The sequence below is a fragment of the Spirulina subsalsa PCC 9445 genome (assembly GCF_000314005.1).
In the GTDB taxonomy this organism is placed as follows: Bacteria; Cyanobacteriota; Cyanobacteriia; order Cyanobacteriales; family Spirulinaceae; genus Spirulina_A; species Spirulina_A subsalsa.
Genome location: NZ_JH980292.1, coordinates 254,184 through 279,840, shown reverse-complemented (window position 1 = coordinate 279,840; position 25,657 = coordinate 254,184). Strand labels below are relative to the sequence as shown.

Here is a 25,657-nt window from a genome sequence, read left to right as displayed (position 1 = left end):
TATCAGGTGTGAGTTAATCACAAAGAAACGCGATAGAGATTGTATCTTTCATTGTAAATAAATCCCTCATGAAAGTTCGCGAGGGGACGAATGGTTAAATCCTCTTGAATCTCTGTGAGGGGATAACTTAAAATCAGCAATAGTTCCCCGTGAACTTGGACTAATTCCTGCACTTGTCTTAATACTTCTGACTCGTCCACTTCCTGCCGTTGGGGGGTAAATAAAACAAAACTGCCCAGTCCTTGGCGTTCTGGGTAATAAATTTTCCGGTTCAAATAACCTGTTAGGGGACTCATCACCACATCGCGACTCCCTACAATAAAGAGATTATTTAACCCCTTAGCTTGAATGTATTCTGCGGCGGCTTGACTGGCAGAATAGGGGATGGTGATATCCCGGATATAAGCGGCAATGCCTCCGGCTAACTGGGCATAGAGCAACAAGACGAAAAACGATGTTTTGTAACGCTTACAGAAGTTTAAAACTTTTCTGAGTTTGCCTTTAGTGTAGCGGATAATTAATCCCGACGGGGGATAGTAATAACTTAACCAGAAGGCAATCACTAAGACGATGAATAAATGGCCGAAATGACGCTGTGCGCCCAGAAATTTGGTATAGGTGAAGAGTAAAATTTCGGAACTGGCCGCAAGGTAGAAAAAGAGTAGTAGGGGTTTCCGGCAAAAAAATCCGGCAAAAAAGAGGAGAATTCCTAACCCCAATATTCCACAAATTGCGACGCTATAGTATTTAGAATCCCCTGCCGTAATGATGACAATATAACTATTCCAGATTCTGGCTAAGGTGGTTAAAAGATGGCGTAAGTCAAAAGAAAATTGCCAGCCGTCTCTTAATCCTCCTCGTTCTAAGTTATCGGGGGGCGGAATGAGAAAGGAGAGAGATAAAATAATCCCGGAAAGAAAGATAATAAAACTCAGCCAGCGATTGGCTAAATTGGCTTTTAAGTTAATTCTAAATTGCTGTATAAACACCCATTCTAACATTAGAGTTGCCCCTAGTGCAAGGGCAATAAATAAACTGTATGCGTTAGAATTTGCCATAAAAAACAGCAAAATAGATAAGCCTATATAACTGTGTTGGCGATTTTTCCATAGCGCGCAAACCCCTAAACCGAAGAGTAATCCTAGGCTGTAGTTGCGGCTAATTAATAGGTATTCATAAAAGGGTAAATAGCCAAAGGTTAACAGGATTTTTTGTAGGGGAGGAAAAGGGGATTGGGTCAAAATTAAGTAGGCAACACCTACCCCGATGAGGAGGTGAAATAATTGCATTGAAACTGGATTCTGGCTGAATTGTTGCAAAACGGCGACGCAAAAATACCAGAGAATGGGGTGAGGTTCGTAACGGAGAACGTTGAGAAATTCTCCCCAGGAGGTGGTATCTCGTACAATCAGCCAGATGGTCATTTCATCCCGCCACATGGCATGATTTAAAATGCCCCACAGTCCAAACGCCATGAAAAAGGTCAGCGATAGGGTTAAAAAACCACTACGAGCTTGGGTCAGAGTTTTAACAGAGTTGAGCATTACACCCTTGATAGGTCAGAGTTTGGTAGTTTTACGGCTTTTTTTGGGTAGAGATGACTATTACTTATTCCCTTCATCGGTCAAGGCGATATATTAGCAGCTTCTGGGGCAGAAATTCCCTCGCCTTGGTGGCCAAAGTACCACAAACTGGCGATCGCCTCGGCTTGGGTGACAGGTTTTTTCGGTTGAAATAGGGTGGTATAGCCAAAGACGCGGAGAATATTGGCGCGATCGCCATTTTCATAGTCCGCCGCCAAAGCCCGCAACGCCTCGGGGTTCACTTGTGCCGCATCCTGAAAGCCCCAGGTTTGCTCAATGCCGCTCACAGTGGCTTGGGGGAGGGGTTTCCGCACGTCCAGGGGAACTTTCCACAATAAGAGGTTTTCCCGCGTTAAAGGGGCATCGGGCTGAAAGAGGGCGGGGTTACTATTATCTGTTAAACGAGAGGGAATAATCCCCGCTTCGGCTAGGCCTTGAATGAGGGCAAAATCGGGATCACTGGGGGGGATATCTTGGAAAGCGGGACGATCTCGGGTGGGAATGGGGCGGATTTGTTTGGTGGTGCGATCGCTATACATTCGATTATGTACCTCAAACAACCACCGGGCAAAGGTTCGGCGGGTTACGGTTTCGTTAGGGTTCACCTCACCTATCACCCCCAAGGCCAACACATCGGCCACATAGCCCCGTAACGGTTCCGACACCCCGGACAAATCCCCCGCCCCCTCAGAAGTCGTCGGGGTGGGAGATTCCCCCACCTGATAGGTCAAGCGAAACTGAGTTTCTCCCGCGCTCACTTCCTCAAAGGCAATAGTCACCCGTAAATCTCCCTGACGGGCGCTCAAGGAATCCTCCTCCCCCTCCTCCGTCTCCAAAGTCCAATCATTCTCCCGAAAGGCCTGTTGATAGAACTCCCGCACTAAGTTCTGAGGATCCGTCGTCTGCCAGCGCGTGGTTCCCCGCACTTGAGCCGAGGAATAGGTAGCCTCTAATAACGTCGCCTCGGGGTATTGGGGGATAGTCTCCGGGAAATTTTGGGGGAGAGTTTGGGCGGTTTCTTCCTCCTCGGGAGTGGGGGAGGGGGTGGGAGAGGGAGACGCTTGGGGACTGGCCGGGGTTTCTAATTCTGGATCCGGCGCAAACCAGCGTTCGGCCGTGGGATCTCCACTACAACCTGTTAAGAGGGCGATCGCACAACAGCCCAACAACCAAACTTTCCCACTCATAGCCCACCTTTTCGCCAAGACTTCCTAGCTATCCTAGATCATTAATCCGATACTTTTTTGCTAACGTTTGCTAACAAATACATAAGTTAAGATTTTCTCTTAACCAAGTGTTGAATCTTGGCTCTCAGTCTGTCAGCTGCTTTCTTCAGTCTTCGCTTTTGAGCAGATTTAGCCTTACTCATTCGTGAGATGAGCTTGTCTAGCTTAAAGCAAAGCTTCTGTATGTGCAGATTGGCGTTATTTCCTATCCATCCATAGGATGACTCCGAGAAAAAGGTCATGAACGTTCGGACACCGGGATCTAAGGCAACCACGCGACCTTGGCTCTCGGTCTGTTAATCAACCCCCAAACAACATCCCGAAGCCAACCCTACAAAATCCTCATATCGCGAATTTTCCACTGATTATTCTCCCGCACCAACTCATAACGCACCCGTAAATTATCATCCCGCACCCCCGCAGAAGCCCCAGCCCTAAATTCCGTCGTCCGTTCCCGCACCGACACCACCGCCGCCCCCGTGTTGGGCTGGGCAGGGTCAAAAATTACCTCATCCACCGACAACGTATGTTGATATTCCCGAACAATATTACTATTGCGCGCCTGTTGCACACGACCCCGCCAAACCCCTAACAGAGGATTGGTTAAAATCGTCTCTAACTGATCTGCCCGGTATTCCGAACCAAAGGCCAACTTCTTCACATCTAGCCACATTTGCACCACTTCCCGCGCCACTTCTGGGGTCAGGATGGGATCCGCCACCGAAGGAGCGGGGGGGGCTTCTTCTACAGGCATTTCCTCCCCATTGGGCATAGTTTCCATAGGGTCAATCACCTCAGCCTGGTCAAAACCCGGCCCCCGTAATAATTGGATCGCTTGACCAATCAAAAAAACAAAGAAAAACACCCCCACAACGCCCCCCAATCCTAAAAAGATCAGAGAACGAGTCCCCTTGCTCTGAGAACGACTACCGCGACGACTCCCCCGACTAGAGCTAGTTCTCCCCCCTCTGCGACGACTCGGCGTATAGCCTTCGTCCCGCAGCGCCACCGGATCCGCTTTCCGTTCCCGTCCTCTTGGTTCATCTGGGCTTAGGTGTGCGCCTCGACCCGACCCCGGGGGGCGATGTCCCGGCATCCGGGCCCCTCCGCCCTGACTACTCCCCGGTGCAGGCATTCCGGGGTCAAAATCCTCAAACATCCCCGCCGTTCGTCCCCCAGTTGATGGGGCAACGGAGGCCGGAATCCGGGGTTCTGTTTGGAGTGCCGTCGCTGCCCCTAAAGCGGGAGACTCTACCACCGTCCATTGATTTTGGGCGGCTCCCTCACTCGGTAACTGCTCTAAATAACCTTGTACCTGGTCATCGGCAAAATAATCCTTCAGGGAAGCCCGTTGATCCACTAAATCCCGGAAATGGGGGAAAACCTCATTTTGTAGCCAGCGCTCGCCGTATAGGCACAATCCCGGCAGTAAATCCGGGGAATCTTGGGAATTTTCCCGAATAAAGGCCAGAGGTTCGTATTCTTGGCTGAGTTCTAGGGCTTGACTGGCCTCTTCCGTTTGCCCCAACAACAAAGCACAAACAGCCTGCTCTAAGTACACATCTTGACGACGACCCAGCCGTTGTAACATTTCCTTCGCCCGGGTGATCAAATAGGGTTGACATTGGGCAAAACCTCGGGCAATTAGGGCATACACTGCCAAATAAGTGGCCACGGCGGAGGGGCGTCGCGCTTCGAGTTCAAATAATTCTTGTTGTTCGGCTACCGTTAAATAGTGGCGAATTTGTTGGATAAAGCGCAGAAAATCATCCACACTTAACCCCGACTGATCATCTCCCGTGCCGTCAATGCCGCCCCGTTCGTGGAGCATATCCCGCAGGAGTTGGATCCCTTGGGTGCGTCGGGTTTCGTCCTCTCCCTCGTGGGAAAGTAGCTCTAAAATGCGATAGGGTCGCAGACGATAGAGATCCGCTTGAATTTCGCCCCGTACATTAGGGAACAGTCCCTCGCGCAATAAGAGTTCTTGTCCCGTTTGTCCGGCGATCGCCGCTTTCTCAGAATGCCCCTGTTGCCAATGTTCTCGCCCTAACTCCAAACAGGCCAAAGCAATCGTTAACACCACATCCGCCCGAATCAGCTTAGACTGCATCAGACGCTCTTGTTCTGGGCTAATCCTGACGGGATCTTCTAACAAAGGCTGACCTAACTTCAGCACGATGTCATACTCCCCCAGTTCCTGCCAAATCAGCAGCGCCCCCACTAACTGTTCATGATTAATCTCAATCCAAGGAGTCGGAGCATTGCCCCCCAACTCCAGCAGACTTTCAAGGGGTGAATCTAACTGGGGCTGCTGATCTAGCTCATAGGTTTTGGCTAGAAAACTGGCATCATAGGCCGAGCGCTGTTCGGGATCTGATAAAACGCCATAGGCTTCATCCAGTAATTGTTTCCGAGCATTAATCGCCAGATCACTATATTCCCGTCGCGGTAGTTGCAAGGCGCGATCATGGTAAGACTGACTGAGTTGTTGAGCGGTGGCCTGGATTGGCACGCCTAAGATCCTGTAGTAGTCGAGCGGAATTCGCACAGTTTGCTTCCCCAGAACAAAGAGCTAGTGAGATCCTCCCACATTAACGGTCAGGAGGGATCATCCAAAATCATGGCAGTCCATTGAACTGCTGGGTTGGGTTAACCCCAAACCAATCAATCGTATTCTACACAAACCTTGCTCTGCAATTCATCTAAGCTGACCGGGATTTTTCTCTGACAGGAGGAGAAATGGGAGTTTTTCTGGATAATCGACCGAATTTAAGCCAGTTTCCGGAAAATTATCCAAGAAAATCCAATCCTCCAATCTTTTGTTCCTACTCTCTTCACAATTCACAAATATACTGAATGGAGTAAGTCAATTTGCGGGTGGCAAAAACTACGGCCTACACTAGAGTTAAGACATGATGCAACGGTTATTTCACCAATAATTTCAGTGTTAAGTAATATAGATGGTTGGGTCGGAAAACCTGAACGGCAAATCAGAGCCGAACCGATGGCACAAGTGGGATCAGCAGTCAGTAGCCAATCGAGGTGTGTTTTATGGATGCAATAGAAGTCATGATGGATCGGGAGCAGGGATTATCTCGCGCATCAGAATCATTGGAATCGGAAGAATCGGCTCAACAAATCAGTCGTCTGAGCTATGAGTTCCGAACTCCCCTCACGTCTATTCAAGCCTCATTGGGGTTGCTCTCCAGTGGCAGGATTCCGCCTAATAGTGATGAGGGGATGAAGTTGTTAGCGATCGCCAATAAAAATCTAGAGCGTTTACTCCGAGTTCTCAACATCCTAGAAGCCGATCAAGGGGCTACAGTTCCCCTGCTATCACCCCAAGCCTTAGAGCGAATGCGTTTAGAATTGGATTTACGCCAAGCCATCCCCACGGCTGAGACTCCCAATAGTTCCCAAGGTTTACATCTCGTTTATCAGCCAATTGTTTGTTTAAAAACCCAGAAAATCATCGGTTTTGAAGCCCTGCTACGCTGGTATCATCCCCAACATCACTGGATTCCCCCGACGGAGTTTATCCCCTTAGCCGAAGAAGTCGGTTTAATTCATCAACTGGGATTATGGACACTCCGCAGCGCCTGCTGGCAACTCCACCACTGGCAACAACAGGGATGGGGAAAAGACTTAACCATGAGTGTTAATTTGTCTACCTTACAACTGTTACAAGTGGACTTAGCCGCACAAGTGGAGGAAATTTGTTTCACTACAGGCATATCTCCCTCTTCCTTACGAGTGGAAATTACCGAAAGTTTAACCATTCAAGATTTCCCCCTCTCCTTACAAGTTCTCCACCAACTCAAACAACTGGGGATTCAAATTTATTTGGATGATTTCGGCACAGGTTATTCCTCCTTATCCCGTTTACATGAACTCTCCGTAGATGTTCTCAAAATTGACCGCTCTTTTGTTTCTCAAAAACAATGGGAACTCATTCGCGGAATTTTCCAATTTGCGGCCTCTTTAGGATTAGAGGTCATTGTGGAAGGAGTGGAAACCTTAGAGGAGTTAAATCAACTCACCGCATTAGGAGGAACAAAAGTCCAAGGTTATTTCTTTTCTCGCCCCTTAAATGCTCATCAAGCGACCCAACTCCTTCAAGACAATTCAATGGATTTTCATGTTTCTTCCGCCACAATAATAGCTTCTAATACCGAGATCAAATCGGGTAATGCCAGATGAATTGTATCCCAAAGAGTAATTAAGTTAATGCGATCGTATTCATGGACAATACGATTCCGCATTCCGATGATTTGATGCCAAGGAATTTCAGATATTTCTGCCTGAGATTCTTCAGAAATTCTACGAGCCGCTTCGCCAACAATTTCTAGTTGACGAGTCACGGCTGCTTGACGCATTAAATCAAGTTGAAACGCATCCCAATCCACATTAGCTACAAACTCTTGAGCTAACTTCGCAGCCCTCAGCATATCTAATAAGTGGTTATGTTCACGAGGCAGCATAAATCACTTTTAAAGAGTTTAAAATTTCCTGCTTACGGAAAGGGTTATCACTTTTTTCTATACTTTCGCGTTCAACTAAATCTACATCTCTACCCAAAATTTTCTTAAAGTCGTCCTCAATATCAACGAGATCAAACAATGTCCAGTGAGCGTCTCGATGAAAAACGACTAACACATCAACATCGCTTCTATCAGGCTGAAAGTCATCTCTTAGCACCGAGCCAAATAGGGCAAATTCTATGATTTTCCATTTTTGGCAAGCCGCTACAATACAATCGTAATCAAGGAAAATTTTGGTATTAGTTTTTTGTAGGGTGTACATGATTATAAATTCTCCTCCATCCGTGCTTGCTCTATAATTATGAAGTCAAACCTTGAATTAACGTCTTAGAATCTGTCACCGTTCCAAATACTCCCCCCTGCATTTTAATCATCTTTAAAGCCGCTAAATAATTGCCATAATCCGTCGCTCCTGTACAGTCAGACAGCACTAAACATTCATAGCCCCGATCATTGGCTTCCCGCATCGTGGTATGAACACAAACATCTGTTGTAATTCCGGTGAGAATAATATTTTGAATCCCCTTTTGGCGCAGTAATAAATCCAAATCTGTGGCATAAAATGCCCCTTTTCCCGGCTTATCAATAATCGTTTCTCCGGGCAGAGGAGCTAATTCTGGGATAATTTCCCATCCCGGCTCCCCTCGCACTAAAATCCGTCCACAAGGCCCCGCATCGCCAATTCCTGCCCCGATTTGTTGACTCCGCCAACGTTTGTTTTCCGGTAAATCCGATAAATCCGGGCGGTGTCCTTCCCGGGTGTGCATAATAGGAAAACCTTGTTCTCGCATCACCTTAAGAACATTTTGTAGGGGTTCAATGGGGGCGCGAGTTAAGGATAAATCATAGCCCATCTGGTCAACATAGCCCCCCATCCCACAAAAATCAGTTTGCATATCAATGATGATTAAAACCGTGTTTTCTGGGCGGAGATCCCCATTATAGGGGTAGGGATAAGGATCAGCAGGAATATAACGAGTCATGGTGTTGTTAGCTTAAAATAAGTTGGCAAATTGACCGAATAGGGTAATAAAAAACGTGGCTTGTTCCGGTTGATTGAGTTTAAATTTGAGCCAATTGTTTTGAGCCGGAATTTCCGGTAAATAAGACTTAAACTCTTTAATCAATTGCTGGACATCGGACTGAGATTTATTGTATAATAAACCTAGGTTTTGCGGGCAAAGGAACAGTTGAATCCCGGAACGAAGGAGGGGCGCGACTCCAAAACTGGTGACATAGGTGGCCGTGTCACTGGGGGATTTTTGGGGGAGGGGGGAACGAAATTCCCATGACCCATAGTAGACCCAAGCGCTAAAATAGGGCTGTAATGACCAGAGTTTGCAAGCAATTTCGCCGAGTTGGTTTTGTTCTGCGATCGCCAACATTCGTTCTAAACGTTCCTCACGGTCTAGTTCCTTCAGGGTTTTGATATAATTGCGCCATCCCCCATACTGGGTAATCTCCTGTCCGTCTGCGCAACAGATTCCCTCCCCCAGCACCCCTAAGACTTGTTCCCCCGTCTCTAGGGACACCTTCCCCACACAAAGCCCCGGAGGTTCTTGTTGCAGAATGGTCACTAAACCCGAGGGAGGCACATCCCACAATTCTAAAGCAATCTTTTCTCCTCCCCTTTCCACACGCTGCATTGCCGGGTATTCATCCCCAATTGACCATAATTTATAACTCGCTTCCGTCTGGGTTTCTTGGCGAAATGTTGCCCCAATATCTAATAAATTGGGGTTCAATTCCAAACCCCGCATCAGTGTCCCATTAACCGCGAAAGGAACAGTTTTCAATTCAGGTTGACCCATATTATTTTACCTCAACTTAACACCATTTTAGACCATTTTTGCTCAATTAAGTATTGCGGCTACAGTCTCAGTTGGGATTTATATTAAAGTAGCATTATTTAACGTTTGTATGATGGGCTAGTAGGTGCAAGACGATTATGTTTCCTCACCTTTCTCCAAAATCTAAGTTTTCCCAACTGATGACGTATACTTTTTTCTAAATTATTCACTTTTATATAAAAATTTCCTCCTCTTAAGGAGCTTAAGTAATGGTATAGAAAACGGATTTTATAGGGAGCAATTCCATAGGAAAACTTTAGATATTTAGACCCTAGCTCTATCCCTTGTAAGTTATTAGAACGTTGTCCATGATAGATTAAAACTTGTCCTAAACTGAAAAAACATACTGATTTTTGTTCTAAGGTTAATGTTCCAATATTTTTATAGCATTCTGGTAGTTGTGTGTGATAGCGATTTAAAAAAATTATAAAACCTTCAGTCATCATCGAGCTTTTAGCCGTCGCTCTATCCTCTTGACTTAAATCATCCGAATAATATAATAAACCTTCTTTAATAACCTCAAACTCATAATGTTGAGCAAGCTTGATAAAAAAGTCCCAATCTTCACAAAAGGGTAACTCTGGGTCAAAGTAGATATCTTTTTCTAGAGCCTCTCGTTTAAACATAATAGTAGAGGCACTACCAATAAAATTTTTATAGAGTAAATTTTCTCTCAAATCACCTCTTGCTTCCGAAGTCCGTAGACGTTTAATCTCATTAAAAACTCCAACAAAATATGACCAACAATAAACAGCACCAACTTCCGGTCTATTGAACCCATATAATTGTTTTTCTAGTTTCTGAGAAGACCATTGATCATCTGAGTCCAACAAGGCGATATATTCACCTTGAGAAGCATTCATACCGACGTTGCGTGCTACACAAACTCTACGATTTGGTTCATAACGGATGTATTTAATCCGTGAGTCTGTCCACTTTTCCATCAGTTCAGATGTGTTGTCTGCCGAGCCATCATCAACTACAATTATTTCAAAATTTTGGTAAGTTTGGGCTAAAACAGTTTGAATCGTTCGTTCTAAAATATAGGCTCTATTGTAGGTTGGGATCACAACACTAACAAGGGGTTCAGATATTGTCATAACTTACTTACTCCTTCACATAACTATTATGTTGTTCGAATTATTATATTCATAACCTTGTCCGCTACGGATTACCCCCAAATTTTGTTACTTTTCTTGGACTTATTCAGCAAGCCCTACTTAGCCTCCATCCAGTTGGCACCCGCCCTCACTTCAACCTCTAAAGGGACAGTTAAACTCACCGCCTTTTCCATGATTTGCTTAATTTGTGGCTCTAAACTCTCCCATTCTTCCGGGGGAACTTCAAACACTAATTCATCATGGACTTGTAACAACAATTTGGCTTGATATTGTTGCAAAATCGGCTGCAACTTAACCATGGCAATTTTAATAATATCCGCACTTGACCCCTGAATGGGCGCATTCGCGGCCGCTCTTAATAATTGAGCATCTACACCAGACAGCCCCTTTAACTCGTCTAAATCAATCGCTTGGGGGTTGCTCTCATATAATCTTTGTAGGGTGGCACTGGTGAAATTAAAGTAACGACGGCGCTTTTGCAGGGTTTCCACATAACCGAGGGCGATCGCATTTTTTTTCATCGTCTCCAGATAATCGAACACCCGAGGGTAGCGGGACCGATAGCGTTCAATAAATACCTTCCCCTCCTTCTGAGATACCCCAGCCTCCCGCGCAAAACGCTGGGCACCCATACCGTAAATGACACCGAAATTAATTGTTTTCCCCAGTCGTCGTTCATCCGGGGTAACATCGCTTTTCTCAAACAACAAACGCGCTGTTACCGTATGGACATCTTCCCCCTTTTGATAGGCTTCCACTAATACCGGTTCTTGACTTAAATGAGCAAGAATTCTTAACTCAATTTGGGAATAATCCGCCGAAGCTAAAAGCCATCCATCTTGGGGTAAAAAAGCCTGACGAATTTGGCGAGAAAATTCACTGCGCACAGGAATATTTTGTAAGTTTGGGTTAGACGACGATAAGCGCCCCGTAGAGGTTACAGCCTGGTTAAAGTCTGTGTGAATCCGTTGGGTTTGGGGATCAATCAGTTCCGGTAGTGCGTCGATATAAGTAGATTTCAGTTTCGCTAACGTTCGGTGGGATAAAATATGGTCAATCAGGGGATGATCCCCTTGTAACTTTTCGAGAGTGGCGTGATCGGTAGAATATCCCGTTTTGGTTTTGCGCGATTTTTTCGTACTCAACCCTAACTTATCAAACAGAATCTCAGCTAACTGTTTCGGGGAGTTTAAGTTAAAGGTTTCCCCCACATCTTCATAGGCTTGTTGTTCGAGTTGTTGTAACTCCTGTTCCAGTTGTTCGGATAAGGTTTTTAAGTAGGGTAAGTTAATCCGAATTCCCCGGGTTTCCATGGCGGCTAAAACGGGTTCTAAGGGCAGTTCAATGTCTCGGAAAAGTTGATTCAGTTCTGGGAGTTCGTCTAATTCTGCTTGTAGTTTAGGCACTAATTGATAGGTGGCATAGGCATCTAATCCACAGTAGGCGGCCGCTTGGGGAATGGGGAGATCGGCAATGGTTTGTTCTTTACTTAACCCCAATTCTTTATAACTTTGGGCGGTGATTCCATCGAGATACTGATTAGAAAGATCCGTTAAGTTATGATTCTCTTCAGGATGGAGGACATAATGGGCTAACATAGGGTCAAATACAACCCCGTCTAAAGCAATCCCTTGGTGGTGTAAAACCAGACGGTCGAATTTCGCGTTTTGGAATACTTTCGGATAGGTTCTATCGGCTAGAATTGCGCCAATTTGTTCTAAAACAAGGGCTTTCTCTAGTTGTTCCCCTTGGGTATGACTAAGGGGAATATAGGCCACATCTTGAGGATTTTTGCCCCAACAACAACCTAACCCCACTAACTCAGTTTGACGGGGATTGAGGGAGGTGGTTTCTGTGTCCCACGCGACGGGTAGGTTAGGATCTGTATGTTGTTTTAACTGGGTAATCAGTTGAGTCAGTTGGGCTTCTGTTTGGATGATTTGGGGTTGAATTGTAATGCTTTGTCGGGGGGGGTGGGAGTCGGTTTCTTCTGGGGAGAAAAAGGAGGTATCCTCAAGGGTAGACTCTGGTGGAGGGGGGGGAACTTCTCCTCCGAGTTGGTGCTGGAGGTGGTCAATTTGTTTGAGGAATTGCCGTAGTTCTAGATGTTCTAGGATGGGTTTAACGTTCTGGGGGTTAAATCCTCTCAGGTGACATTGATCTAGGGTAATGTCTAGGGGAACATCCAGTTTAATTCGGGCTAGGATTTGGGAATGTTCCGCGTCCGCTTTTCCCTCTTTGAGTTTCTTGTAATTTGCCCCGGTAATTTTGCCTAGGTTTTGATAAATATTATCTAAGGTTTCGTAGGTGTGGAGGAGTTTAACGGCGGTTTTTTCGCCGATGCCTTTGACTCCCGGAATACTGTCGGATTTATCCCCACACAGGGCTTTATAATCCACGACTTGACTGGGTTTTACGCCTAGTTTGGCTTCCACTTCGGCGCTTTTATATTCAACGGTCCCGGTGACGGATCCTTTAATTACATTGCGGTCAAAATAAAGGACACTTACGCCTTTTTCGTCGTCTACTAATTGGAATAAATCCCGGTCGCCACTGATGATTTTAACCTGATATCCTGCGGCTGTGCCTTGTTGGGTGAGGGTGCCAAGGATGTCGTCGGCCTCGTAGCCAGAGGCGGTTACAGTGGGCAAATTTAGGGCATTTAAGAGGGTTTTGAGGTTGGCGAGGTCTTGGATAAAATCTTCGGGGGTGTCGGTTCTATCGGCCTTATAGCCCTCGTCTAGCTTATGTCTGAAGGTGGGGTCCGCTAAGTCAAAGGCGATCGCAATTCGATCAGGTTTCTGGATAGTTAAGATTTGTAACAAAGACTTGACAAAACCAAAACAGATATTAGTAGGAATCCCCCCAGAGGTGCGCAATCCCCCATCTCGTCCCTTGGCAAAGGCATAATAAGCCCGAAAGGCCAAAGAATGACCGTCGATGAGTAGGAGGGTGGGACGAGTTTGAACAGTCATTAATGATTTATGATGAATTATGGTAAATGCGGTTGACTCAGAAATACAAATCGGGAGGGCTTTTTTTGCAGGCTTAAGACTCCCTTTCCCTTGCCTAACAAGGGTTTTAGCTATTTTTGTTAGTGATCCATTGTAACATAAGAGTTGGGAAAGTTCGATGATGCCAGGATTCACCCCCAGACTGATGGGACTGCTGAGATTGCCCGGAAGGGGACTCATTTTATGCCTTGTCATGGCCGTTTTTTTGCTCTCCGGTTGTGTGCGTTACGATGTGGGGGTGAATTGGCAGGGACAATATAGGGGCCAGATTACCCAACATATTCAACTAGGGGAGCAACTGACCAGTTTTAGCCAAAGTGAGGCGAAAAAGTGGCTAAAAACTATTGAGACTCGCGCTAAGGCTTTACAGGGTCGCATTAAACGGGTTTCTGAGCAAGAGGTGATTGTGACGATTCCTTTTGCCAATGGTCAGGAATTTGGGGAGAAGTTTAATCAGTTTTTTAACCCCACAGAACAAAATCCCCAGGGGGTGGAATTGGGGGAAAACTCCGATGTGGTGCAGCTTAACTCTCAGGTGGTGGTGAATCAGAGTAACCTGTTGTTGTTGGAGCGCGATCGCCTTATTTTAGATGTAGACCTCCGCGCCTTAAGTATTTTCGCCGGAGAAGGGGAATTAGTCATTAATTCCGGCAATCTTTTAAACCTAGAATTTGCCCTCAATACCCCCTGGGGTGGGCGGAATGTGGTACGCCAAGACGACACAGCCCCCCCCGTGCAGAAGGTCAATCATCAACTGATTTGGCAACTCCAACCGGGGAAAATTAATCACATCGAGGCCGTGTTTTGGCTACCGAGTTATTTAGGACTAGGAACAGTCGGGATTATTTTGCTGATGTGGGGAGGATTTTATTTAAAGTATCGAGTTTTGAGTTGAAGAGGATGCGTCGGGAGTCGGGAATCGGGAGTCGGGAGTCGGGAGTCGGGAATCGGGAGTCGGGAATCGGGAGTCGGGAGTCGGGAATCGGGAGTCGGGAATCGGGAGTCGGGAATCGGGAGTCGGGAGTCGGGAATCGGGAGTCGGGAGTCGGGAGTCGGGAGTCGGGAGTCGGGAGTCGGGAATCGGGAGTCGGGAGTCGGAAGTAATGTCATTGCGTTTGCTGCGCAACGCTTCGCGAACGCGTAGCGTTCCGAAGGAAGGTACGAAGCAATAAGCGTCAGGAGTCGGGAGATTGCCTCTCCCTCTCTCCCCCTCTCCCCCCCTGTTCCCTGTTCCCTGTTCCCCGTTCCCTAAAATAAAAGAGTTTTAGCTATTCACTATTCCCCTGCTCCCCTGCTCCCCTGCTCTAAATTTAGGCAGACTGGGGACAGATGGTAAACTGGGGGGAGTGTTGGGTTAAGTCCTATGGTTTGGCAACCGGGTACGAAAATTTTTGGCGATCGCTACACCATCGAAAAACAGATCAAAAAGGGCGGTTTTGGTATCACCTACCTCGTCAAAGACCGTCAGGGTCGGCAGTGGGTACTGAAAACCCTCAAAGATGAGGTGATGACCGAGGCGGAGTATATCCCCTATAAGGAAAAGTTCCTGCGGGACTTTGACCGGGAAACCGCCAAAATCGCCATCTGTCGCCATCGGCATATTGTCGAGGTAGAGAATCACTTTAACCATGAGGGGCTGCCCTGTATGGTGATGGAATATATTCAGGGGCAGGATTTAGGCGATCGGGTGGCCCGTGGGGGGGTATTGTCCGAGGAGGTGGCCTTGCGCTATATCCGGCAGGTGGGGGCCGCGTTGAATGTGATGCACGAGAAGGGGTTACTCCATCGGGATATTAAGCCCCAGAATATTATGGTGCGGTTGCCCGATGATGAGGCGGTGTTGATTGATTTTGGCATTGCCCGGGAGTTTATCCCCAACTTGACCCAAACCCACACCTTCGCCCTTACCCCCTGTTATGCCCCCATTGAGCAGTACGATGAACAGGAGCATCGGGGGGAATTTACGGACGTTTATGCTTTGGCGGCCACGCTGTACTATGTGCTGACGGGGACGTTGCCACCCATTGCGACAATGCGGACGAGAAGGGATCGGCTAGTCATTCCTAAGCATTGGTCGGCAGAATTACGCAACGCGATTAAGCAGGGGATGGCGGTAGAACCCGATGACCGCCCCCGAACCGTGGCCGCGTGGTTGGCCTTGTTGCCCAATAGTGGCGGGGGTTTGCCCTCCTTTAGCTTTGAGACGGTACGGGTCAACGATCGGGGGGAAATTATTCAGAAAATCCCCGGTCAGGCGCGGTACTATCCCCAGGATTTGGGAGACGGGGTGCGGTTGGAGATGGTGGAAATCCCCGGCGGCACGTTTTTGATGGGGACGGAAGAGGCGGAAATTGAGCGGCTGTGTAAAAAGTATGATCGGAAAGGGTTTAGGCGGGAAAGTCCGCAGCATTCCGTCCGGGTTTCCCCCTTTTTGATGGGCAAAACCCCCATCACTCAGAATCAATGGCGGGTTGTGGTGGAACGGGTGGGCAAAATTGTTCGGGATTTGAACCCTGACCCATCCCATTTTAAGGGGGGCGATCGTCCTGTTGAAAAAGTGTCTTGGTATGATGCGGTGGAGTGGTGCGCTCGATTGAGCAAACTGACCGGGAAGGAGTATCGCCTACCCAGCGAGGCAGAATGGGAATATGCTTGCCGTGCTGGAACAACGACCCCCTTTGCCTTTGGGGAAACGATCACCCCAGACTTGGTGAACTATGACGGCAACTATACCTTTGGCAATGCACCCAAGGGAGAATATCGAAAAGAAACTACCCCAGTCGCCAGCTTTCCCCCCAATGGCTTTGGGTTGTATGATTGTCATGGCAATGTTTGGGAGTGGTGTTTCGATCCCTTCCATGACAATTATCAAGGTGCGCCTGGAGATGGTAGAGTATGGGATGAGAATGTGAATGATAATCGTTATCAAAAGCCTTCAACAAATCTTAAGGTTTTGCTAAAGGAAAGCGATAGTACTTTTGTACTGCGTGGCGGTTCTTGGTTCCACTACCCGGTTAGCTGCCGTTCAGCCTACCGCAACCACTATCAGCGCGCCGACGTCAACTTCAGCCTTGGGTTTCGTGTCTGTCTGGTGGGCGCAGGACTCTTCTAGCCCTTTGCTATTTAGTACTCTTGCACTCTGCTCTTTTTCCCCTTTACTCTCTCTAATGCGACCGATTCAGAAACCGGGTTTTTGCTAGGGATTAGGGGGAACACTAACAGATATCAGCAACCCGGTTTCTCCGCTTCAGTGGGGTTCAGAAACCGGGTTGCAGGAAGCGATGGGAGCGCACAACAACAGGTGCAAAAAACCCAGTTTCTAGGGCTGAGGGTTTCACCAAAGGGCAGAATGCCATGACAGAGCAACGGCACGAGAGCTACAATTTTAAAATCAAGTCGTGAGGGCTAACTATGATTTCCCATCAATTATTAGAGCTTGAACAATCTATTCATGACTTATCCCTAGAAGATAAATTATGGTTGCTCGATAAAATCTTTGAGCAAGTGCGAGGCACTACTGAACATCAGGAAACAACTAACCCTCCCCAAACCCTCCAGTATGACGATGAGGTTAAACCCATTTGGGAAATCGCCCTAGAAATTGGGGAAAAAATTCCAGATTCCGAATGGGCAAAAGTACCCAATGACTTGTCAAAAAACTTTGACTTCTATCAAGGGTAGAAACATGAGACAAGTTTTTGCGGATACAGGCTATTGGGTAGCCTTACTCAATCCTAGAGATTAATTGCATCAAAAAGCATCAATTCCCAACAATAAACCCCACAATATTAAACCCACCATCATTTCACTATCCCGGCTTAAGGGCGTATGCAATACGCCCCTACAATATGATTGGTTATCTGCTCCAACAATTACCCCTAGAACAATTTCATCATCCTGTAGGGGCGCAATGCTTGCGCCCAAAAAGCATCGATTCTCAACAATAAACCTCACAAATTAAACCCACCACCATTTCACTATCCCGGCTTAAGGGCGTATGCAATACGCCCCTACAATATGATTGGTTATCTGCTCCAACAATTACCCCTACAACAATTTCATCATCCTGTAGGGGCGCAATGCTTGCGCCCAAAAAGCATCAATTCCCAACAATAAACCCCACAATATTAAACCCACCATCATTTCACTATCCCGGCTTAAGGGCGTATGCAATACGCCCCTACAATATGATTGTTTATCTGCTCCAACAATTAATCTTACAACTATTTCATTATCCTGTAGGGGCGCAATGCTTGCGCCCAAAAAGCATCGATTCTCAACAATAAACCTCACAAATTAAACCCACCACCATTTCACTATCTCGGCTTGAGGGCGTATGCAATACGCCCCTACAATATGATTGGTTATCTGCTCCAACAATTAATCCTACAACTATTTCATTATCCTGTAGGGGCGCAATGCTTGCGCCCAAAAAGCATCGGCTAAAATACTAAATCCAGCAACAATTCTGAAAAATTCGCCTCACATTGAGGATGATCTGGATCTTCCTCCCAACGTTGGGGATTATTCTGAATATATTCTCGGATTGAATTGAGTGCCGTTTCATCTTGGATAATGGATTCATAATAATTTCTCTGCCAAATGGGAATAGATGTATTTTCACGAAACTGATTAATCTGTTTGGTCACGCTCGCTTTAAAACCGCCAATAAAAGAACCTAAAGAATTTGCTTTTTTGCGAAACGCCTTCTTTTGAGATTCAGGAGATAAATCAGCATAATCCGCTTTACCTAAATTCCCATAGCTTGAATTGTTGGTTCGTTTTTTCTCCAATTCAGAAAGCCAAACAATGCCATGAAGATGATTAGGCATAACAATCCATTCATCTAAGCTTAAATTGGGTCGCATTTGGGCAGATTTTAGCCATTCATTCTGCACAATTTTACCCAGTTGATTAATGTACATTTTTCCGTCATCAATTTGCCCAAACCAACATTGCTTTTGGTGAGTACATAGTGTAATGAAATACGCTCCCGGTTGAGAATAATCATAGCAAGGAAGACGAATAGAACGGCGATGATGAGTTTCAGGGTTATATTTCATCATGATATTAGAGAATTATCAGAAAGGTATCTGCTCCATTGTGAGCTTACCCTTTAGAACCCTTAGCTTAGTAGGGTATGCCTGAATGGTTGCTCGATAAAATCTTTGAGCAAGTACGAGGCACTACTGAACATCAGGAAACAACTAACCCTCCCCAAACCCTCCAGTATGACGATGAGGTTAAACCCATTTGGAAAATTGCCCTAGAAATTGGGGAAAAAATTCCAGATTCCGAATGGGCAAAAGTACCCAATGACTTGTCAAAAAACTTTCGAGTTTTTTGAGACTTTTTTGAGCAGACTTACTGAGTTTAACTGTCATGATTCAAACCAATCCGTAATATCCTCAAAGTCTTGACCTACATAATCGTTAGGATTAAAAGTAGCTTCGATGTCAGCCTGTTCAGTATCATCCACATAAGGCAGCAACATCTCAAAAAATTTATACCACTCTTCACGCATGACTTCCCGGACACCTTCTTTGCACTCTACCTTTTTTCCCCTTTACCCTTTCCAATACGACCGATTCAGAATTGCAAGAATTTATAGGGGTTTTGCCTTTTTCGGCCGTCCCCCCTTTTTCCCATTGGCACGGGCTGCTTGCTGCTTCGCCACCGAGGATTTTTGCCCCCCCTTACGACCTAATTCCGCCATCCAAGCTTTTGTTCCAAAAATGCCCTGAATCAGCCCCGGAATACTAAAATCAGCATCCAGACTATCCCAATGGACGCTCAAACCATCAGCCCCTAACCAAACATCCTCAAGCTGAGGAGGTGAAGCATTCCCCAATCCTTGGGCTAAATGGGGAGGAAAGGCAAAAATTGCCCCGTTTTTAAGCTGAATTTCAATTAACTGACGTTCTGCATTATACCGGACAGCTTCAGCACAGGGGCCAGCCTCAACGAGAGCGATCGCCCTCGCTTCAGCCTCCGCAATTTCTGCCTCTAAAGCCCCATCATCGGTAAAATCAAAACTCCACTGTTGTTGCCACTTTTTGTTAGTCATAGCTAACCCCGACGCGCCCCTCATTGAGCGATCGCACTACCCGATATTCTCCCCGGTGTAACCAATCCCCCGCCTGCCAACCCATAACCATCTCCCTTAAGAGGGGTTTTTATCGTCGTTCGTAGGAGTAAATATCTCCCACTTGTTGAAATTTAAGCCAAATTCCCCGTTCCCCAAAAAGGCAGTCACAAATTGAAAAAACCGTTCAGGATGAACTTAACGCTTCTCTCAATCTCTGACTGCCTAGTTGTTGACCAGAACTAAATCTCTAAAGAGATCATTGGGCTTAACGACGAGGAACTAAATCTAAGTAATTGCCACTTAAAGCAACGCGGGGGGTTGTATTCCCTTTCGCATTGCTTAAACCCCGTGCCATACCCAAGAAATTGGCGGGACTGCCAGCTTGGGGTTTTTGGTCTTGGGGAGTAAAGCGACGAACCGCATTTTGCCAAACGATTTGGGGGAAGCCCAAGATGCTACGATAGTAGCCATCGTAACGGGGAGACTTGATGTTAAAGGGAGTTTCACCCGTATCATGTCCATCAAGAACGCGACGACGTTGGTAGGGAACGCTATCATAACCGAAGTTTTCCAGATACTCAGCACTGTTGAGTAACTCATCCACAAACCCTTCAATCCCTTTGGTCGCCACAACAATGGACCAAGCGATTTTTTCCCGTTCGCTGTAAACTTCGCGACCGAGTACCCGTTGCACACACTGTTCTACAAAACGATAGTTGCTATTGAGATCATAGAAACTGCGTTTGAAGGTATTGGAGAGCAATAAACCGCGAATGAAGTCCCGCACGGTGATTTGACCATAGCGGAGTTGGGATTCTAGGATCGGTTCACGATCGGATTTGAAGGCATGGAAGAAAATCTGACGATAAGCCGCTTCAATAATATTAGTTGCATCTTCGGAAGAGAGAACCATCCCAGACATAAAGCGCTTGGGAGACTCATCGCCTCCCACTTCATACCCTGCAACGCGACTGTTCTGGCTGTTAGGTGCATATTCTAGTAGAGGAATAGCCAAGGTGTGAACCTCCGTGATTTTATCGTTTTTTTACAAAGATTAATCTACATGATAAGCGAGGAGGGGACGCTATTCTGAGAAATCTTATTAATTTTTGCAAACAGGGTGAGAGGGTTCAAGGGCTTATCTGTTCTAGGATCGGGGAATTTGGCTTGGTTTTTCTGCTCGGTTGGGTTGTCTTTACATAAGTTCACAATTTGCAATATTTATGAGGAGGCGTTAAATCCAGAATCTCTTTGTTCTTAGCCCCGATAGGCCGTCACTAATGTAACGGGATTGAGGGGAGCAAAGCGGGTGTATTGACTGACGGCTACGGAACGGGAGAGATTGACCTGTAAGAGGCGATAGTGCCATTTACTCTGTTGTAGGTGGTGGAGGGCGAGGGAAAGGTGTTCTAAGGTGGTGAAGGCAAGGACAATCACACCGTTGGGACGTAGGACGTTTTGAGAGAAGGTGAGGATTTCACTCAATTGGCCGCCACTGCCACCGATGAAAACGCGATGGGGGGCGGGTAAGTCGCGCAGAATGTCGGGGGCTTCCCCTTCGATGGGCTGAATGTTGCGGACGTAAAGCTGTTGACAGTTTTTTTGGATGAGGTGATGGCCGATGCTGGTTTTTTCGATGGCGTAGACTTGGGAGGTGGGGCAGAGTCGAGCGATTTCGATGGCAACGGAACCGATGCCGGAGCCGATATCCCAGACGATTTGGGCAGGACGGAGGGCGAGTTCCCCGAGGATGCTGAGGCGGATTTCTCGCTTGATGATCAGGTCGGGGCGATCGCGAAAACTCAAAAATACATGATCCGGCAACCCGAGCAAAGGCAGTTGCTGCACGGGTAAGGCCAACTCGGTGGGGGTTTCTCGGACGAGGATTAAAACATTGAGGGGGGAGAATTCTTGGTTGACTAAAAGTTCTGGGGTGAACAGTTGAATCTGTTCTTCCGGGGAGCCTAGATTTTCACAGACCCAGAATTGATAGAGGATGGGTAAGTCGAGGGAGAGGTAATGGGCGGCGATCGCACTGGGGGTGTTGAGGGAGTCGGTGAGGACGGCGATCGGGCTTTCCCCCTGCTGAAGTGCGGCACTGAGGAGTTCTAAGGAGCGCCCATGAACGCTGATCATCTGGGCTTCTTGCCAGGGGAGTTTGACCCGATTAAAGGCTAATTGAACAGCACTGACATGGGGATGGAAGGTTAGGACTTCGGGGGGGAAATGTTCGAGCAGTAAGCGCCCTAAACCAAAGAATAGGGGATCTCCTGAGACGAGAATCACGATTTTCTCCTCTTGGTCTAAAGCGGTCTGAATTTGTGCGATCGCCGAATCCAATTCTCCGAGAACGATTTGCTGCCCGGTATAGTCGGGGAAGTAGCTTAAATGACGACCACTGCCCACTAAAAGGCTAGCCGTTTGAATCTGTGCTAATAAGGTGCTGGGTAATCCGGCCGCACCGTCTAAACCAATGCCAATGACCTGTATTTTATTCATAATCCTAGGAGTGCGGATAGATAGGAGGAGTTTGGGGAAACAAGGCACTAGGTCGAAGTGGAGTATTTTAACCGCCCCATTTGCAGTTCATCAAAAATGCGGTTGAGTTGACGGCGCTCCTCTTCATTTACCGCTAAGTCGGAAAGAAACAGGGTCACCAGTTGAAAATGTTCTTGGCGGGTTAAATATCCAGTGCTTAAAATCCGTTCTACCGTTTCCGGTAAGGTCGCTAGGGCTGGGTTTTGGTTCGGTTCGCTCATGGTCAGAGGACGGGAGATAATGGTCAGAGGTCGGGCAACTGAACTTAAAATATAACAGTGAGTCCTTGCCTCTGGACTAAATTGGCTCAGGAACACCCCCCTCCCTGAACTTCTTTTTTGGGGGAAAGCAACCAATGATTGAAGGTGGATCACCATGCAGATTACTCGACTTCCTGCCCTAACGGACAATTATATTTTTGTCTTGTGGGATGAAAACAACCGTCAAGCGGCTGTCGTAGACCCGGCCGAAGCGGATCCGGTGTTGGACTATCTCCAGCAAGTCGGGGGTGAATTGGTAGCGATTTTTAACACCCATCATCATGGGGATCATGTGGGGGCCAATAGTCTCCTAATGCAGCATTTCCCCCATTTAACGGTTTATGGGGGGGCGGAAGATCAGGGACGGATTCCGGGTCAAAGGGTTTTTTTACGGGCAGGCGATCGCATTCAATTCGCCCAACGCACCGCCGAAGTCTTCTTTGTTCCCGGTCACACCCGCGCCCATATTGCCTATTATTTCCCCCCCGTCGCCCCAGATCAACCCGGAGAATTATTTTGTGGCGACACCCTCTTTGCAGGAGGCTGTGGACGGCTATTTGAAGGCACCCCTAGCCAGATGGTTCATTCCCTCAGTCAATTGCGCCAATTACCCGATTCTACCCGCGTCTGGTGCGCCCATGAATACACCATCAATAACCTAAAATTTGCCCTCACCGTTGATTCAGACAATCCCACGCTAAAAGAACGTTACCAGCAAGTGCAACAAGCCCGTCAACAACACCAGCCCACAGTTCCCTCGCTGTTGGGGGTGGAAAAACAAACCAATCCCTTTCTCCGCTGGGATAGTCCCGATCTTCAGCAGGCGATGAATAGTTCTGATCCCGTGCAAACCTTTAGTCGTTTACGTGGCAAGAAGGACAGGTTTTAGGTTATAATGGAAGACTGTGACTTATTTTAAAGCACTCCCACACCCAAAGTTTTAAGAACGGAGAAACTATGTCCAAGCGAGTACAGGTTGTTTTAAATCGAGAGGTTCATAAATTAGGGAAATCAGGGGATTTAGTGGATGTTGCCCCCGGATATGCGCGGAATTATTTAGTTCCCCAAGGCATGGCCATCCCCGCAACGCCTAGCGTTATCCGACAGGTGGAAATTAGACGGGAAAAAGAAAGACAGCGTTTATTAGAAATTAAACAACAAGCAGAAGCCCAGAAAACGGCGTTGGCAACTATTGGGCGCTTAAGAATTCAGAAGCAGGTGGGCGAAAATAACGCTATTTTTGGGACTGTTACCAGTCAAGATGTGGCTGATGTATTATTAGCAAGTGCTGCCCAAGAGGTAGATAAACGCAATATTACCCTGCCGGAAATTAACAAGTTAGGAAACTATAAGGTTGAAGTTAAGCTTCATGCTGAAGTGACGGCTGTTGTTGATATTGAAGTGGCTCCTCTTTAAGTTTGGGAGTGTTAACTAAAAGTTGGTATTTCTATCTGGTTTGATAGGATGGGGGCGCAAGGTTTGCGCCCTTCTGTTGTTTTGGGATAAGCAAAAGGGACACAAGGGGGCGCTAAAGCGCAACTACGAACGAATTAAGGGGGGAGTATGGCTCAAAATAGCAAGACTTCACGGATTTTGGTCTGGTATCGGAATGATTTGCGATCGCATGATCACGAACCCCTACACCGTGCTTTACAAGAAAATGCCCAGATTATCCCCCTTTATTGTATCGATCCTCGCCACTTTCAAACGACCTCTTTCGGCTTCCCCAAAACCGGAGCATTTCGCGCCCAATTCCTCCGAGAATCTCTCATCAATCTCCGGGAAACCTTGCAAAGCTTGGGCAGTGATTTAATCATTCGGTTGGGAAAACCTGAAGATATTATACCACAAATAGCCCAAGAAATCAAGCTAGATAAAGTTTATTATTCTCGCGAAATAACGTGGGAAGAAACCCAAGTTGAACAGGCACTGATTCACCATCTCACCCCCTTGGGAATCCCCCTAAAAGGCTTTTGGACTTCCACCTTAATTCACCCCGATCATCTCCCCTTTAACCTCTCCCAAATTCCCGAACTCTTCACCAAATTTCGCCAAATTGTCGAAAGAAATTGGCACATTTTACCCCCCTTCCCTCCCCCCCAATCCTTACCACCCCTCCCTCCCCTAAATCCCGGTGAAATTCCCACCCTTCCAGCCTTAAATATTGAACCCCCTCCCCCCAAATCCCAAGGCGTTTTAGCCTTCCAAGGAGGCGAAAAGGCCGCACTGGAACGCTTAAATCATTACTTCTGGCAACAAGACGCTTTAAAGGTCTATAAACTCACCCGCAATGGGATGTTAGGGGCGGATTATTCCTCCAAGTTTTCCCCTTGGTTCGCCTTGGGGTGTTTATCCCCCCGTTTTATTTATGCAGAAGTTAAACGCTATGAAGCAGAACGGGTTAAAAATGACTCTACCTACTGGCTTATTTTTGAGCTACTCTGGCGGGATTATTTCCGCTTTATTGCCGCTAAACACGGCAATAAAATCTTTTGGCGCTCAGGATTACAAGGGCTAGAGATTCCTTGGTTAGAAGATGGGGATTTATTTGAAAAATGGTGCAAAGGTGAGACAGGGTATCCTTTAGTAGATGCCAATATGCAGGAGTTGTTAAAAACAGGCTTTATGTCCAATCGGGGGAGGCAAAATGTAGCCAGTTTTTTAACCAAAAATTTGGGCATTAACTGGCAGATGGGGGCGGAGTGGTTTGAGTCAATGTTGATTGATTATGATGTCTGTAGTAACTGGGGAAACTGGAATTATACGGCTGGGGTGGGTAATGATGCCCGAGGATTTCGGTATTTTAATATAGCCAAACAGGGCAAAGATTATGATCCTCAAGGGGACTATGTTAAACATTGGCTACCTGCCTTAGCAAATCTGCCCCCTCATTTAGTCCATGAACCTTGGAAAATGACTCAGTTAGAACAACAACTCTATGGGGTTAGATTGGGGGAAGATTATCCTAAGCCGATGGTGGATTTTATGGCCTCTATCAAACAGCAACAAAAGGTTTATTTAGGGCTTGTTGAATAAAGGAGCGGGGGAATAGGGGAGAGAAAGAGTCGGAACAAGGCTAATCTTTGTGTCTTTGTGGTTCATCTCTCAAAAACCTTAACAGGGCTTAGAAACCTATTCAGCAGACCCTACCTATCCCCGGATAAAAACCCACCCGGTGACAATAGAAAAAAGCTTGACAGGGGTTCTTTTTCGCTGTACACTAAAAGCAATTCAATCATAATGGGAGTGGTTGCGCTCAAAAATTAGCGCAACCACTCCCATTATACCACAAACATATTAGCAAAAATCGCCAACTTTAGCAACCCCCTTAAAAAAATTCATTTTTTCACCAGTTCCGATTACTTTGAGAGGGAAAAATTCTGCTTTAATCTCGGAAGAGATAAGAGAGAAAAACCGACGGGTCAGCCCAATTTCC

Annotated in this window: 23 protein-coding genes; 9 read left to right on the top strand and 14 right to left on the bottom strand. The window is 46.7% G+C overall.

The window, feature by feature from the left end:
* Nucleotides 1-17: 17 nt before the first annotated feature.
* The 3 genes from SPI9445_RS23945 to SPI9445_RS0101730 all read right to left on the bottom strand — a co-directional run bounded on the left by SPI9445_RS23945 (nt 18) and on the right by SPI9445_RS0101730 (nt 5,357).
* Nucleotides 18-1,544 carry a hypothetical protein gene (locus SPI9445_RS23945; RefSeq protein WP_017302992.1) on the bottom strand — a complete coding sequence of 509 codons (1,527 nt, stop codon included), beginning with the start codon at nt 1,542-1,544 and terminating at the stop codon, nt 18-20.
* 80 nt (nt 1,545-1,624) lie between these two features.
* On the bottom strand, nt 1,625-2,770 hold the full coding sequence (locus tag SPI9445_RS0101740; RefSeq protein WP_017302991.1) for an S-layer homology domain-containing protein: 1,146 nt from the start codon (nt 2,768-2,770) through the stop codon (nt 1,625-1,627).
* Nucleotides 2,771-3,140: 370 nt separating this feature from the next.
* The gene (locus SPI9445_RS0101730) at nt 3,141-5,357 is read right to left on the bottom strand and encodes an IMS domain-containing protein (protein ID WP_026079455.1); all 2,217 of its coding nucleotides are present in this window, start codon (nt 5,355-5,357) and stop codon (nt 3,141-3,143) included.
* Nucleotides 5,358-5,860: 503 nt separating this feature from the next.
* On the opposite strand from SPI9445_RS0101730, the gene SPI9445_RS23940 reads away from it, so the two are divergent.
* Entirely contained in the window at nt 5,861-7,009 is a 1,149-nt protein-coding gene (locus SPI9445_RS23940) for an EAL domain-containing protein (protein ID WP_017302988.1), read from the top strand.
* Here SPI9445_RS23940 and SPI9445_RS0101720 read toward each other — a convergent pair.
* From SPI9445_RS0101720 to polA, 6 genes are all read right to left on the bottom strand, one after another.
* Nucleotides 6,946-7,290 carry a HepT-like ribonuclease domain-containing protein gene (locus SPI9445_RS0101720; RefSeq protein ID WP_017302987.1) on the bottom strand — a complete coding sequence of 115 codons (345 nt, stop codon included), beginning with the start codon at nt 7,288-7,290 and terminating at the stop codon, nt 6,946-6,948. The two genes, SPI9445_RS23940 and SPI9445_RS0101720, sit on opposite strands and share 64 nt — an antisense overlap.
* Nucleotides 7,277-7,612: a nucleotidyltransferase family protein gene (locus SPI9445_RS0101715; protein WP_017302986.1), complete on the bottom strand. Its 336-nt coding sequence runs from the start codon at nt 7,610-7,612 to the stop codon at nt 7,277-7,279. Before SPI9445_RS0101715 ends, SPI9445_RS0101720 begins: the two co-directional genes overlap by 14 nt.
* Before the next feature lie 37 nt (nt 7,613-7,649).
* Complete coding sequence (biuH, locus tag SPI9445_RS0101710) at nt 7,650-8,333, bottom strand: biuret amidohydrolase (protein WP_017302985.1); 684 nt, start codon at nt 8,331-8,333, stop codon at nt 7,650-7,652.
* Between the two features lie 12 nt (nt 8,334-8,345).
* Nucleotides 8,346-9,161: an allophanate hydrolase-related protein gene (locus SPI9445_RS30995; protein WP_017302984.1), complete on the bottom strand. Its 816-nt coding sequence runs from the start codon at nt 9,159-9,161 to the stop codon at nt 8,346-8,348.
* Between the two features lie 98 nt (nt 9,162-9,259).
* Nucleotides 9,260-10,300: a glycosyltransferase family 2 protein gene (locus tag SPI9445_RS23930; RefSeq protein WP_017302983.1), complete on the bottom strand. Its 1,041-nt coding sequence runs from the start codon at nt 10,298-10,300 to the stop codon at nt 9,260-9,262.
* A gap of 116 nt (nt 10,301-10,416) precedes the next feature.
* A complete protein-coding gene (polA, locus tag SPI9445_RS0101695; protein ID WP_026079454.1) occupies nt 10,417-13,296 on the bottom strand; it encodes a DNA polymerase I in 2,880 nt (959 codons plus the stop codon).
* Between the two features lie 232 nt (nt 13,297-13,528).
* Between polA and SPI9445_RS0101690 the strand changes: the two genes are divergently transcribed.
* The 4 genes from SPI9445_RS0101690 (at nt 13,529) to SPI9445_RS0101675 (ending at nt 17,016) form a co-directional block, all read left to right on the top strand.
* Complete coding sequence (locus SPI9445_RS0101690) at nt 13,529-14,230, top strand: DUF3153 domain-containing protein (protein WP_017302981.1); 702 nt, start codon at nt 13,529-13,531, stop codon at nt 14,228-14,230.
* Nucleotides 14,231-14,235: 5 nt separating this feature from the next.
* Nucleotides 14,236-14,439, top strand: a complete 204-nt coding sequence (locus SPI9445_RS23925; protein ID WP_017302980.1) for a hypothetical protein — start codon at nt 14,236-14,238, stop codon at nt 14,437-14,439.
* A gap of 259 nt (nt 14,440-14,698) precedes the next feature.
* Nucleotides 14,699-16,447 carry a bifunctional serine/threonine-protein kinase/formylglycine-generating enzyme family protein gene (locus tag SPI9445_RS31280; protein ID WP_017302979.1) on the top strand — a complete coding sequence of 583 codons (1,749 nt, stop codon included), beginning with the start codon at nt 14,699-14,701 and terminating at the stop codon, nt 16,445-16,447.
* A 299-nt stretch (nt 16,448-16,746) separates the two neighbouring features.
* Nucleotides 16,747-17,016: a hypothetical protein gene (locus tag SPI9445_RS0101675; protein ID WP_017302978.1), complete on the top strand. Its 270-nt coding sequence runs from the start codon at nt 16,747-16,749 to the stop codon at nt 17,014-17,016.
* 761 nt (nt 17,017-17,777) lie between these two features.
* Here SPI9445_RS0101675 and SPI9445_RS0101660 read toward each other — a convergent pair.
* Nucleotides 17,778-18,398, bottom strand: a complete 621-nt coding sequence (locus SPI9445_RS0101660) for a transposase (RefSeq protein WP_017302976.1) — start codon at nt 18,396-18,398, stop codon at nt 17,778-17,780.
* A 77-nt stretch (nt 18,399-18,475) separates the two neighbouring features.
* Here SPI9445_RS0101660 and SPI9445_RS23920 point away from each other — a divergent pair, with 77 nt between their 5' ends.
* A complete protein-coding gene (locus SPI9445_RS23920; RefSeq protein WP_017302975.1) occupies nt 18,476-18,682 on the top strand; it encodes a hypothetical protein in 207 nt (68 codons plus the stop codon).
* 258 nt (nt 18,683-18,940) lie between these two features.
* Here SPI9445_RS23920 and SPI9445_RS0101645 read toward each other — a convergent pair whose 3' ends face one another.
* The 4 genes from SPI9445_RS0101645 to SPI9445_RS0101625 form a co-directional block, all read right to left on the bottom strand.
* A complete protein-coding gene (locus SPI9445_RS0101645; RefSeq protein ID WP_017302973.1) occupies nt 18,941-19,402 on the bottom strand; it encodes a DUF2442 domain-containing protein in 462 nt (153 codons plus the stop codon).
* Nucleotides 19,403-19,688: 286 nt separating this feature from the next.
* Nucleotides 19,689-20,438: a phycobilisome rod-core linker polypeptide gene (locus SPI9445_RS0101635; RefSeq protein WP_026079452.1), complete on the bottom strand. Its 750-nt coding sequence runs from the start codon at nt 20,436-20,438 to the stop codon at nt 19,689-19,691.
* Between the two features lie 242 nt (nt 20,439-20,680).
* Nucleotides 20,681-21,922, bottom strand: a complete 1,242-nt coding sequence (locus SPI9445_RS0101630) for a bifunctional cobalt-precorrin-7 (C(5))-methyltransferase/cobalt-precorrin-6B (C(15))-methyltransferase (RefSeq protein ID WP_033374090.1) — start codon at nt 21,920-21,922, stop codon at nt 20,681-20,683.
* A 47-nt stretch (nt 21,923-21,969) separates the two neighbouring features.
* A complete protein-coding gene (locus SPI9445_RS0101625) occupies nt 21,970-22,278 on the bottom strand; it encodes a hypothetical protein (protein WP_202803620.1) in 309 nt (102 codons plus the stop codon).
* Nucleotides 22,279-22,336: 58 nt separating this feature from the next.
* Between SPI9445_RS0101625 and gloB the strand changes: the two genes are divergently transcribed.
* The 3 genes from gloB to SPI9445_RS0101610 all read left to right on the top strand — a co-directional run bounded on the left by gloB (nt 22,337) and on the right by SPI9445_RS0101610 (nt 25,257).
* On the top strand, nt 22,337-23,110 hold the full coding sequence (gene gloB, locus SPI9445_RS0101620) for a hydroxyacylglutathione hydrolase (protein WP_017302968.1): 774 nt from the start codon (nt 22,337-22,339) through the stop codon (nt 23,108-23,110).
* Between the two features lie 68 nt (nt 23,111-23,178).
* Nucleotides 23,179-23,637, top strand: a complete 459-nt coding sequence (gene rplI, locus SPI9445_RS0101615) for a 50S ribosomal protein L9 (protein WP_017302967.1) — start codon at nt 23,179-23,181, stop codon at nt 23,635-23,637.
* Between the two features lie 147 nt (nt 23,638-23,784).
* Entirely contained in the window at nt 23,785-25,257 is a 1,473-nt protein-coding gene (locus tag SPI9445_RS0101610) for a DASH family cryptochrome (protein ID WP_017302966.1), read from the top strand.
* Nucleotides 25,258-25,657: the final 400 nt, after the last annotated feature.